Source organism: Tenebrionibacter intestinalis (genome assembly GCF_016632365.1).
GTDB lineage: Bacteria > Pseudomonadota > Gammaproteobacteria > Enterobacterales > Enterobacteriaceae > Tenebrionibacter > Tenebrionibacter intestinalis.
Genome location: NZ_JAEPBH010000024.1, coordinates 54700 through 65705, shown reverse-complemented (window position 1 = coordinate 65705; position 11006 = coordinate 54700). Strand labels below are relative to the sequence as shown.

Genomic DNA, 11006 nt, shown 5'->3' with positions numbered 1-11006 from the left:
GTTGGCGCCAGTCGGCAAAACTAGTTGACGTCTAATAGCAAGCTGTAGTTCGATCCACGCCGTGTTATAGCCCTGTTCGTGCAGGATTGTACTCATCGTGTGCCTAAAGCCGTGCCCCGTAGCCTTCCCATGATACCCAATCCTTTTCAGTACCTGATTGATACTTGCTTCGCTCATTGGCTTGGTAATGTCGTTCCGCCCAGGAAATACCAGGTTATAACGGCCCGTCACTGCCTGGATCTCCCGTAGTGCTGCCACAACTTGATCAGATAATGGCACCAGATGAGGGCGGCGCATCTTCATCCTTTCTATCGGCACTTCCCAAACCCGCTTGTCGAAATCAAATTCTTTCCACTCAGCCATGCGGAGTTCAATGGTTCGAACGCCAGTTAGCATCAGAATCTTTGTTGCCAGCCGGGTTATTGGGCTACCGGAATAAGCAGCAAGAGCCTGTAAGAAAGCAGGAAGCTCATCCGCTAATAGATGAGGATAATGGGTGGATTTTGGCGGAGTTAATGCGCTTGCTAGCTCTGAAGCTGGGTTAGTTTCAGCCCGACCTGTGACAATGGCGTAACGAAATACCTGGTTGCAGGCCTGACGGATTTTGCGCAGCTTATCAAGGACACCACGTTGTTCGAGTTTACGTAGTGAACTAAGGATCTCAAGCGGCTTTATCTCTGCAATTGGACGCTTACCGATATCCGGAAAGATATCGTTTTCAAACGCTTCCATAATGTCTTCAGCGTAACCCTTTGACCAGTTAGGCCGTTTGTACTCATGCCATTCCAGAGCAATCGCTTTGAAGGTATTTTCCACTGTCGCTTTGCGAGCTTGTTTCTCAGCCTTTTTCTGTTCGCTGGGATCGATAGCATTGGCGACTTGCCGCTTAGCTTCATCTCTTCGCTGCCTGGCTTCAGATAACGAAATCTCAGGGTAGATGCCTAACGCCAACATCTTTTGCTTACCGTCAAAGCGGTACTGTAAACGCCAGTATTTAGATCCATTGGGATGAACCATTAAATGCATCCCCTCGCCATCGGTAAGCTTATAAGGCTTGTCCGTAGGCTTTGCATTTCTTACCTTCACATCGGTTAACGCCACTTAAGACCCTCCGTTGCTGGCTGTTGGTACAAGATTTTATTGAACGGGGATGTACCATCACATATACCAACAGATACTACTTGATGTGGGTAGATGCAGGTAGACGCTGAGAGAATTTCGACGCATTAAAACCAGCCAACTCACTGAATTTCAGGCATAAAAAAAGACGTCGGTTGACGTCTCTTGACTCTGAACTGGTACGCCCTACAGGATTCGAACCTGTGACCCACGGCTTAGAAGGCCGTTGCTCTATCCAACTGAGCTAAGGGCGCGCTGTGAAAGGAACTTCAGTACGCGAAGTGGCTGAATTATACGTTCAACGTTCCGGGAGTCAATGACCTTACCGGGTAACTGCTCGGTAAATAAACACTCTTTATCCCGGTTCATTGGTTTTACTATTGCCGCGTTGATTCACGCCAGGACAAAACGCAATCGGGAACTGACAGTATCGCGCGCTTCTGCCAGAATATGCGTTATCCCCTTCTTACTGGTAACAATGGAATTTTCTTCCAATGGCAGCAAACATTATTGATGGTAAAACGATTGCGCAGCAGGTACGCCTTGAAGTGGCGGAAAAAGTAAAAGCCCGCCTGGCCGTCGGAAAACGCGCTCCCGGCCTTGCGGTAGTGCTGGTGGGCGACAACCCAGCGTCGCAGATTTACGTTGGCAGCAAACGCCGCGCCTGTGAGGAGGTGGGATTCATTTCCCGCTCCTATGATCTACCGGAAACCACCTCTGAAGCGCAATTGCTGGAACTTATTGATAACCTTAATGCCGATGACGCCATCGATGGTATTCTCGTCCAGCTCCCCCTGCCTGCGGGCATCGATAATGTAAAAGTTCTGGAACGCATCGCGCCGGATAAAGATGTAGACGGGTTCCATCCTTATAATGTTGGTCGCCTTTGCCAACGCTCACCGCGACTGCGTCCCTGCACGCCGCGCGGCATTGTAACGCTGCTGGAGCGCTACAACATCGACACCTACGGCCTTAATGCCGTTGTTGTCGGCGCATCCAATATTGTGGGCCGCCCGATGAGCATGGAGCTGCTGCTGGCGGGCTGCACCACCACAGTCACGCATCGCTTCACTAAAAACCTGCGCCACCATGTTGAAAACGCCGACCTGGTCGTGGTCGCCGTTGGTAAGCCCGGATTCATTCCCGGCGAATGGATAAAGGAAGGGGCAATTGTGATTGACGTCGGCATAAACCGCCTTGAGAACGGCAAAGTAGTCGGCGATGTGGCGCATGACGCCGCCGCGCGCGCATCGTACATCACGCCCGTACCAGGCGGCGTGGGGCCGATGACCGTTGCGACCCTGATACAAAACACGCTCCAGGCGTGCGAAGAATATCACGACGTGGAGAACGCATAAGATGGCAACCTTTTCTTTAGGTAAACACCCGCACGTAGAATTGTGCGATCTGCTGAAGCTGGAAGGCTGGAGCGAAAGCGGCGCACAGGCGAAAATTGTGATTGCGCAGGGGCAAGTCAGCGTTGACGGCGCTATCGAAACCCGCAAACGTTGCAAAATTTTTGCGGGTCAGACCGTAACATTTTCAGGCCGCAGCGTGACCGTCACGGCCTGAACGATGGCCCCCTCTTAAAACACCCCATTGACGCCTCCCCGGGCCGGACGGCTTCGGCCCGGGAAGGCCCATAAGCTAAACCAGAAATAACAACGCGTTGGTTTTCGGCTAATAACCGCAAAAAGGCCAAATATTGTTTTATACAACAGGCCACATACTTTCAGGCGCGCGTTATGCCGCCTCTCAACACAAAACGGAGTTAACGTTTAAACGCATCACGACCAAATATATATTCTGCCTTCAGTCGCTACTATTCAGCCTGCACGCTAATGCAACTTGTATTTCAATTTAAACGTTACGCTAACGTTAATGCGGAAATATAAGATCATTCGGGAATTATTTGATTAATCCGTCCTGCATTTCCGGCAGCAGAGGTTCGTTCTTTTCTTTCAGAATAGAATCTGGTAGCCAGGAAATATCCACAAGGTATTGTTTTACGTTATTCCTGTCGATATAAACAACGGTCTGCTTACGATTTTTGATCCACGGCGAAGGGTCGAAATAAATATTCTGGCTGTGAAACAAGTAAGTTTTGCGCGTGTTTTTATCAACAAACTGGCAAACAATACGCCACGGCGGCTGGCCGTTAACCGCCAGTGAGGCATTGATAACCGCGCCCAGTATCGTTGCCTCAACGGGCCACCCCTCATGCAGCAGCCGCTCTATCCGGCTCTGGCGGTTATGCAGCAACAGCATCGGCAACGCGCCAGTCAGCGCCAAACCGACGCCCAGAATACCCGCTACCAGTGAGCTAATATACTGCCCTTCATAGCCTCGAATCCGGGCGTTCTGCGGCTCTTGCGCCAGGTACAGCACCTCAATATTTTGCCCCAGCATGCTACGGTAACCCGAGCTGCCAATAGACGAAGTGAATTCCTGTTGCCTGCCATACTGGTCGTGAAAACTCACTACGGGATACCAGATGCGTCGCCCTTCGCTGCGATCAAGGCCCAAATCAATCACCTTTCCCGTTGTACGCAAGGCATTATCCTCAAACTGTTTTTCCGACCACGCCTGCCAGAATGCAAACCCCAGCATCAGGCAGCCGAAGAATAAACAGAGGGTGGATATCCTTTTCATTTTGGCGTCCTTACAGTATTTGGTTGTAAATAACTATCTCCTGTATTCCTAAATACTATCGCACAATGTAAAAAAAAGTCACCAGACATTTTTTATTACGCAAGGGAACCAATATTTATTTTAGAAAATTTCAGGTTGAAATAAGGCAGAAAGCGCGGGGCATACTGTTTGCTAAAAAAAGCCAGTTAGAGCCAAATAAAGCCAGTCAGATAATAAACGGACTGGCTTTAACGTATTTATGCGAACCTCTTTTCACTACACGCGAAAAGGCGGCATCGTTTCCCGGTGACGCTGGCGTGCGCAAGTGAACACAATTACAGTCATCAGAGCCATACCGCTTCGATGGGTTACGTAAACGAAGCCCGTCTGTCCAGCGTGCATAAAAAATCCGAAAACGGGTAAACATTTCCGGATTCTTACACAACCCCAGGAGCGCTCAACCAAATCTTATCTGGCTGACATGCGCTCTCGTCTGGCCCTTTTAAATTTTATTGTTATTTTCGCCGCCAGGTGGTCCCCTGTGGACCATCTTCCAGAATAATGCCCATGTCATTAAGCCTGTCGCGCGCGGCATCGGCGGCCGCCCAGTTTTTAGACTGCCGCGCGTCGTTACGCTGTTTGATAAGCGATTCTATTTCCGCCGCTTCGCCGTTATCCGCCTGCGCGCCGCTTTGCAGGAACTGTTCTGGCGCCTGCTCCAGCAGCCCCAGAATGCCGGAAAGTTTACGCATATGCGCCGCCATAGCATCCGCCGCCGCCGAATTTTCAGACTTAAGGCGATTAACTTCACGGGCCATATCAAACAGGACTGAAAAGGCCTCCGGCGTATTGAAATCATCGTCCATTGCCTCTTTGAAGCGAGCTTCAAACGCCTCGCCGCCCGCAGGCTGTGCGCCGGCGTCGGTACCGCGCAGCGCAGTGTACAACCGCTCCAGCGAAGCACGCGCCTGCTTTAAGTTTTCTTCGCTGTAATTAAGCTGGCTGCGATAGTGGCCGGACATCAGAAAATAACGAATAGTTTCAGCATCATAATGCTGGAGCACATCACGCACGGTAAAGAAATTGCCCAATGATTTTGACATTTTCTCACGATCGACCATCACCATGCCCGAATGCATCCAGTAATTGACATATTCTCCGTCGTGGGCGCAGGTAGACTGTGCAAGCTCGTTTTCATGATGCGGGAACATCAGATCGGAACCACCGCCGTGGATATCAAAGTGGCTGCCAAGCTGTTTGCAATTCATCGCCGAGCACTCTATATGCCAGCCTGGGCGCCCTTCTCCCCACGGCGACGGCCAGCTCGGCTCGCCCGGCCTGGACATTTTCCACAGCACAAAATCCATCGGGTTACGCTTGGCTTCTGCGACTTCCACGCGCGCGCCGGCCTGTAGCTGCTCCAGATCCTGGCGCGACAGCAGGCCATAATTCGGATCGGACGGCACTGCGAACATCACGTCGCCATTATCCGCCACGTAGGCGTGGCCGCGCTCAATCAGCCGCCCGGCCAGCGCGATAATTTCAGGGATATGCTGCGTCGCGCGCGGTTCGCTGTCGGGGCGTTGAATATTCAGGGCGTCAAAATCGGCGTACATTTCCGCTATCATACGCTCCACCAGCGCAGTGAACGGCTCACCGTTTTCATTAGCGCGCTTGATGATTTTATCGTCGATATCGGTAATGTTGCGCACATAGCGCAGCCTGTAGCCCAGATAGCGCAGATAGCGAGTTACCACATCAAAGGCCACAAAAGTGCGGCCATGACCGATATGACACAGGTCGTAAACGGTTATCCCACAGACGTACATCCCCACTTCGCCGGGGTTGATCGGCCTGAACTCTTCTTTCTGGCGACTGAGGGTATTATAGATTTTCAACATCTGAAGATTTCCGTGTAAGCGAGTGTCGGTGAAAACGCAATATATTACCCGTAATTCAACCCGGAAGCAGCACGCTTTGCAAGGTGATCCCATAAGCAAAGTTATGCTATAAAAGGCGCCGGGTTCAACCTGCATAGCGGGTTTGGGCAACATATATCACAACAGGATGCACACAATGGTCACTTTCCACACCAATCATGGCGACATCGTTATCAAGACCTTTGATGACAAGGCGCCTATTACCGTTAAAAACTTCCTGGATTATTGCCGTGAAGGCTTCTACAACAACACGATTTTTCACCGCGTGATTAATGGTTTTATGGTTCAGGGCGGCGGCTTTGAGCCGGGCATGAAACAGAAAGAAACCAGAGATCCCATTCAGAACGAAGCCAGCAACGGTCTGAAAAATACCCGCGGCACCCTGGCGATGGCGCGTACGCAGGCGCCGCACTCCGCAACCGCACAGTTTTTTATTAACGTGGTGGATAACGACTTCCTGAACTTCAGCGGTGAAAGCCTGCAAGGCTGGGGCTACTGCGTGTTTGCCGAAGTGGCGGAAGGCATGGATGTGGTTGATAAAATCAAGGGCGTTTCCACAGGACGCAGCGGCATGCACCAGGATGTGCCGAAAGAAGACGTCATTATTGAAAGCGTGACCGTTAGCGAGTAATTCGTGGCGACGCTGTTTATTGCCGATCTTCACCTCAGCGTAGACGAACCGGCGATCACCGCCGGTTTTCTGCATTTTCTGGCAGGCGATGCGCGCCAGGCCGACGCGCTGTATATCTTAGGCGATCTGTTTGAGGCCTGGATCGGCGACGACGCCCCTGAACCGCTGCATCATGAAATCGCCGCCGCGCTGCGCGCGCTAAGCGATGGCGGTGTTCCTTGCTACTTTATTCACGGCAACCGCGATTTTCTGCTCGGCAAGCGCTTCGCCCGCGAAAGCGGTATGCAGCTATTAGCGCAGGAGCACGTGGTCGATATCGAAGGCCGCCGGGTGCTGATTATGCACGGCGACACGCTTTGTACCGACGATGCAGGCTACCAGGCCTTCCGCGCCCGCGTGCATACGCCCTGGATTCAGCGCGCGTTTCTGCTCCTGCCGCTGTGCTTTCGCCGCCGTATTGCCGCGCGCATGCGCGCCGGCAGCAAGGCCGCCAACGGCAAAAAACCATTGGCTATTATGGATGTTAACGCCGCGGCAGTGGAACAAGCGTTTATCCGCCATAATGTGCGCTGGCTTATTCACGGCCACACGCATCGCCCGGCAATCCATGAACTTAGCGTAAACGGCCAACCCGCATTCCGCTGTGTGCTGGGCGCATGGCACGCCGAAGGCTCGGTGATTAACGTCACTGCCGATGAGGTTAAATTAATAGCCTTCCCACTAAGTTAGCCGCTCAACCATCCGCTCTCTTTCCTGCTCGCCGCCGTATCGCACGGGAGCGCCGAACGCCGCATGCCTGCGGCAACGCGCATGCACAGTTGCACAACGCCGCGGTTGCGTTGACAATAGCCTTTTTCACCTGGATTTAACATTGTGACAAATCATGCTTCCCACGCGCTGCTGAGCGCAGGCAGCATTTTGCTGCTGGCTTTTCTTTCCTGCCTGCTGTTGCCTGCGCCGAATCTGGGCCTGACGCTGGCGCAACGCCTTGTTACGCAACTTCATCTGGTCGATCTCAACCAGCTTTACACCCTTGTGTTCTGCCTGTGGTTTCTGCTGCTCGGCGCGGTGGAATACTGCATTCTACGCTTTATCTGGCGGCGCTGGTTTGCCATTTAAACACCGGTTATCCCCCCGGTTGTATCGTCTGTGCGCGTGCGCTTATATAGCCTGACGCCATCGCCTCGGGGTATGACCCAGGCCGCCTCTTTCAATGACGCAACCGTTTTCCTTGCCATTATTCCATGCTATTCTTTGTGCCCTCCATGAAGCAATGACCGCCATTTTCTTCCCGACTCACAGGAGTTTCAGGACGTATGTCTTCTCACCAGGCCACGCGAATCGCCATTGTGATGGGTTCCCAGAGCGACTGGGCAACCATGCAGTTTACCGCCGACGTGCTCACTACCCTTGATGTCCCTTATCACGTTGAAGTGGTTTCGGCTCACCGCACGCCGGATAAGCTGTTTAGCTTTGCCGAAACCGCAGAAAATCGTGGATTTCAGGTCATCATTGCTGGCGCTGGCGGCGCGGCGCATCTGCCAGGCATGATCGCGGCTAAAACGCTGGTGCCGGTACTGGGCGTACCGGTTCAGAGCGCGGCGCTAAGCGGCGTTGACAGCCTGTACTCCATTGTTCAGATGCCGCGCGGCATTCCGGTAGGAACGCTGGCGATAGGCAAAGCAGGGGCCGTCAACGCGGGTCTGCTGGCCGCACAGATCCTCGCACAGCATGACGCGGCGCTACGCCAGCGTCTGGTAACCTGGCGTCAGCGGCAAACCGATGACGTACTGAACAACCCCGACCCGCGGGAGGGCGCCTGATGCAGGTTTGCGTACTGGGCAACGGCCAGCTCGGACGTATGCTGCGCCAGGCTGGGGAACCGCTGGGTATTGCAGTCTATCCCGTTGGGCTGGACGCACAGCCGCAAGATGTCCCTTTTCAGCAAAGCGTGATCACCGCCGAAATCGAACGCTGGCCGGAAACCGCCCTTACCCGGGAACTGGCAGGCCATTGCGCTTTCGTAAACCGCGATGTCTTCCCCATTATCGCCGACCGCCTCACTCAGAAACAGCTATTCGACACGCTCGGCCTCGCCACAGCGCCGTGGCAACTGCTGGAAACCCCACAGCAGTGGCCGGAGATTTTTTCACGCCTGGGCGAGCCTGTCATCGTAAAACGCCGTACTGGCGGCTACGACGGCCGCGGTCAGTGGCGCCTGCGCCCCACAGAAGAAGCGCAACTGCCTGACAACGGCTATGGGGAAAGTATTGTCGAACAATGCATTAATTTCTCAGGTGAAGTATCGCTTATTGGCGCGCGCGGCTACGATGGGCGCTGCGTATTTTATCCACTCACTCACAACCTGCATCAGGACGGCATTTTGCGCGCAAGCGTTGCCTTCCCGCAGGCGGACGTCGGATTGCAACACCAGGCTGAAGCGATGTTAAGCGCCATTATGCAGGCGCTGAACTACACTGGCGTCATGGCAATGGAGTGCTTTGTCACGCCTGGCGGCCTGCTGATAAACGAGCTGGCGCCGCGCGTACACAACAGCGGCCACTGGACGCAAAACGGCGCCTCCGTCAGCCAGTTCGAAATGCACCTGCGCGCCATACTTAACCTGCCGCTGCCAGGGCCGGTAGTTAACAGCCCGTCGATTATGGTGAATTTGATCGGTACGGAACTTAGCTACGACTGGCTCAGGCTGCCGCTGGTGCGCCTGCACTGGTATGACAAAGCGGTGCGCCCCGGGCGTAAAGTCGGCCATCTGAATATCAACGATAGCGATACCGACCGACTGTCGGCAACGCTGGAAACGCTGGCGCCGCTGCTGACGCCGGACTACGTTAACGGTATCGCCTGGGCCCAGATGCGCCTCGGGGCCTGATTCTGGCAGGCGGCGAGCGCCGCCTGCGCGCATTTTTCGTCCTCTGGCGCGCTGCCTGCCCCGGCGCCCGCGTTTAATCGCGCCTGAAAGATTGCGCTGCGCCGCATACAGCCCGTAAAATTTCCCCCTCTTTCTGTAAAGCCATGCGGTTAAACAACTGTACGGCGACAAGGTTTAAACATGGCGACGTTTTCTTATCGTCCCGATAGCCGGGATTATTCATCTTTGCTGCTGGCAGGAGTTCCATTACTCGATGTCCGCGCGCCGGTAGAGTTCGCTCAGGGCGCACTGCCTGCGGCCAGCAACCTGCCGCTGATGAATAATCAGGAGCGCGCCGCAGTAGGCGCCTGCTATAAAGCGTCCGGCCAACCGGCGGCGCTGGCGTTAGGTCACAGCCTGGTCAGCGGTAGCGTACGGGAAGCGCGTCTGGCGGCCTGGCAGACGTGGTGCGAAGCCAACCCCAACGGCTATCTTTACTGCGCGCGCGGCGGGCTGCGTTCGCACCTTGTTCAGCAGTGGCTCAGGGAGCGCCACATTAATTTTCCGCTGGTGGAAGGCGGCTATCGCGCCCTGCGCCAGTACGCGCTGCGGGAAATGGACGCGCTGGCCAAACGCCCAATGTTTATTATCAGCGGCAATACCGGCTGCGGTAAAACCCTTCTGGTGCGAGAACTGGCATACGGTGTGGATCTGGAAGGCATTGCCCGCCACCGCGGATCTTCATTCGGACGCACGCTGTCTCCGCAACCCTCGCAAGCCAGTTTTGAAAATCAGCTTGCCGTTACGCTACTTCAGAAAGCGACGGCATTTGGCGACAGGCCCGGGTTTCGCTGGATCCTGGAAGATGAGGGCGCGTCCATCGGCTCGCGCCATCTTCCACTGTCGCTGCGCGAGGGGATGCAGCGCGCGGATATTGTGGTTATTAACGATCCTTTTGAACGTCGCCTTGCCCGGCTGGAAGAGGAGTATTTCCGCCATATGGCCGCCGCATTTATCAGCCGCCTGGGCGAAGAAAACGGATGGCAGGCGTTTTCCGGTTATCTGCGTCAGGGATTATACGCCATACGCCGCAGGCTGGGGCTGGAAAACGCTCTGCGCCTGAATGCGCTGCTGGAGCAGGCGCTGTTACGCCATCGCAGCCACAACGATCCCGGCGCTCACCTGAGCTGGCTGGCGCCTCTGTTGCGTGATTATTATGACCCGATGTATCGCTATCAATTGTCTAAAAAGATACAGAGCGTTTGTTTTGAAGGCACTTTCGAGGAGGTTACGGCCTGGCTTTTAGAGCAGGGCGTACACCGAATCGATGCTACCCTGGCTGCGCCCGGTCAACCTAAAGCCCAAAGATGCGCTTTCCCCGTTACGCGTAAAAAGCTGCCTTCATAAAGGCAGCCTGAGACTGCTGATAAACCCTATCCAGTCGCAGACAGGATGGTTGGAACACAATAAAAAACCAGGAAAATCAACGTATTGATTTTTGCCTGCTTACTACAAAGAAGGGAAAAATTTTTTTACCTTCTTTGTCAACAACCTGAAGCTGCCTTCATAGATGGCTGCTTTGGCAAAAGCCGTAGCCCGAACGCGCGCATATGCCTATAAGGAATCGTAGCAAACGCATCAGTTACTTTGCCGGAAGTTGTAGCGGCGCGCCAGTATCTATCCTTCGTCAGCATATTGAGCAGCAGCAAACGCCAGGCCAGACAGAAAACCGCGCCCTTTCGTTAACGATTTATACGCTTAACCACTAAAGCAAACATGAAAAAATGTTTCGATAATGTGGCATACGCGCCGTCCT

11 protein-coding genes, 1 tRNA gene and 1 pseudogene are annotated in these 11006 nt (G+C 54.0%); 9 read left to right on the top strand and 4 right to left on the bottom strand.

Annotated elements, in window-relative coordinates:
* Together JJB97_RS10560 and JJB97_RS10555 are read right to left on the bottom strand one after the other, a co-directional pair.
* Positions 1–1101 (bottom strand): tyrosine-type recombinase/integrase (locus JJB97_RS10560; protein WP_238713974.1); only part of this gene is annotated, 1101 nt, incomplete at its 3' end.
* Positions 1102–1296: 195 nt separating this feature from the next.
* Positions 1297–1373 (bottom strand) — tRNA-Arg (locus JJB97_RS10555).
* A gap of 240 nt (positions 1374–1613) precedes the next feature.
* Here JJB97_RS10555 and folD point away from each other — a divergent pair.
* Positions 1614–2477 carry a bifunctional methylenetetrahydrofolate dehydrogenase/methenyltetrahydrofolate cyclohydrolase FolD gene (gene folD / locus JJB97_RS10550; protein ID WP_238713973.1) on the top strand — a complete coding sequence of 288 codons (864 nt, stop codon included), beginning with the start codon at positions 1614–1616 and terminating at the stop codon, positions 2475–2477.
* 1 nt (position 2478) lies between these two features.
* Positions 2479–2691 (top strand): ribosome-associated protein YbcJ, encoded by a 213-nt coding sequence (gene ybcJ / locus JJB97_RS10545; protein WP_238713972.1) that lies wholly within the window; start codon positions 2479–2481, stop codon positions 2689–2691.
* 336 nt (positions 2692–3027) lie between these two features.
* Here ybcJ and JJB97_RS10540 read toward each other — a convergent pair whose 3' ends face one another.
* Both JJB97_RS10540 and cysS read right to left on the bottom strand, forming a co-directional pair.
* The gene (locus tag JJB97_RS10540; RefSeq protein ID WP_238713971.1) at positions 3028–3771 is read right to left on the bottom strand and encodes a DUF3592 domain-containing protein; all 744 of its coding nucleotides are present in this window, start codon (positions 3769–3771) and stop codon (positions 3028–3030) included.
* Positions 3772–4265: 494 nt separating this feature from the next.
* Complete coding sequence (gene cysS, locus JJB97_RS10535) at positions 4266–5651, bottom strand: cysteine--tRNA ligase (protein ID WP_238713970.1); 1386 nt, start codon at positions 5649–5651, stop codon at positions 4266–4268.
* Positions 5652–5826: 175 nt separating this feature from the next.
* Here cysS and ppiB point away from each other — a divergent pair, with 175 nt between their 5' ends.
* The 7 genes and pseudogenes from ppiB to JJB97_RS10500 all read left to right on the top strand — a co-directional run.
* On the top strand, positions 5827–6321 hold the full coding sequence (ppiB, locus tag JJB97_RS10530; protein WP_238713969.1) for a peptidylprolyl isomerase B: 495 nt from the start codon (positions 5827–5829) through the stop codon (positions 6319–6321).
* A gap of 3 nt (positions 6322–6324) precedes the next feature.
* Positions 6325–7050, top strand: a complete 726-nt coding sequence (gene lpxH, locus JJB97_RS10525; RefSeq protein ID WP_238713968.1) for a UDP-2,3-diacylglucosamine diphosphatase — start codon at positions 6325–6327, stop codon at positions 7048–7050.
* A gap of 144 nt (positions 7051–7194) precedes the next feature.
* The gene (locus JJB97_RS10520) at positions 7195–7440 is read left to right on the top strand and encodes a DUF1158 domain-containing protein (RefSeq protein ID WP_317978218.1); all 246 of its coding nucleotides are present in this window, start codon (positions 7195–7197) and stop codon (positions 7438–7440) included.
* 197 nt (positions 7441–7637) lie between these two features.
* Positions 7638–8144 carry a 5-(carboxyamino)imidazole ribonucleotide mutase gene (purE, locus tag JJB97_RS10515; protein ID WP_238713967.1) on the top strand — a complete coding sequence of 169 codons (507 nt, stop codon included), beginning with the start codon at positions 7638–7640 and terminating at the stop codon, positions 8142–8144.
* The gene (gene purK, locus JJB97_RS10510) at positions 8141–9211 is read left to right on the top strand and encodes a 5-(carboxyamino)imidazole ribonucleotide synthase (RefSeq protein WP_238713978.1); all 1071 of its coding nucleotides are present in this window, start codon (positions 8141–8143) and stop codon (positions 9209–9211) included. Before purE ends, purK begins: the two co-directional genes overlap by 4 nt.
* A 180-nt stretch (positions 9212–9391) precedes the next feature.
* Positions 9392–10597 carry a tRNA 2-selenouridine(34) synthase MnmH gene (gene mnmH / locus JJB97_RS10505; protein ID WP_238713966.1) on the top strand — a complete coding sequence of 402 codons (1206 nt, stop codon included), beginning with the start codon at positions 9392–9394 and terminating at the stop codon, positions 10595–10597.
* Between the two features lie 236 nt (positions 10598–10833).
* Positions 10834–10959, top strand: a pseudogene (locus tag JJB97_RS10500) (hypothetical protein); the annotation flags it as partial.
* Positions 10960–11006: the final 47 nt, after the last annotated feature.

Excerpts from the sequence above, each read along its gene's own strand:
- ppiB (WP_238713969.1), top strand. The coding sequence starts at position 5,827 with ATGGTCACTTTCCACACCAATCATGGCGACATCGTTATCAAGACCTTT.
- ybcJ (WP_238713972.1), top strand. The coding sequence starts at position 2,479 with ATGGCAACCTTTTCTTTAGGTAAACACCCGCACGTAGAATTGTGCGAT.
- JJB97_RS10540 (WP_238713971.1), bottom strand. The coding sequence starts at position 3,771 with ATGAAAAGGATATCCACCCTCTGTTTATTCTTCGGCTGCCTGATGCTG.
- cysS (WP_238713970.1), bottom strand. The coding sequence starts at position 5,651 with ATGTTGAAAATCTATAATACCCTCAGTCGCCAGAAAGAAGAGTTCAGG.
- mnmH (WP_238713966.1), top strand. The coding sequence starts at position 9,392 with ATGGCGACGTTTTCTTATCGTCCCGATAGCCGGGATTATTCATCTTTG.
- purE (WP_238713967.1), top strand. The coding sequence starts at position 7,638 with ATGTCTTCTCACCAGGCCACGCGAATCGCCATTGTGATGGGTTCCCAG.
- folD (WP_238713973.1), top strand. The coding sequence starts at position 1,614 with ATGGCAGCAAACATTATTGATGGTAAAACGATTGCGCAGCAGGTACGC.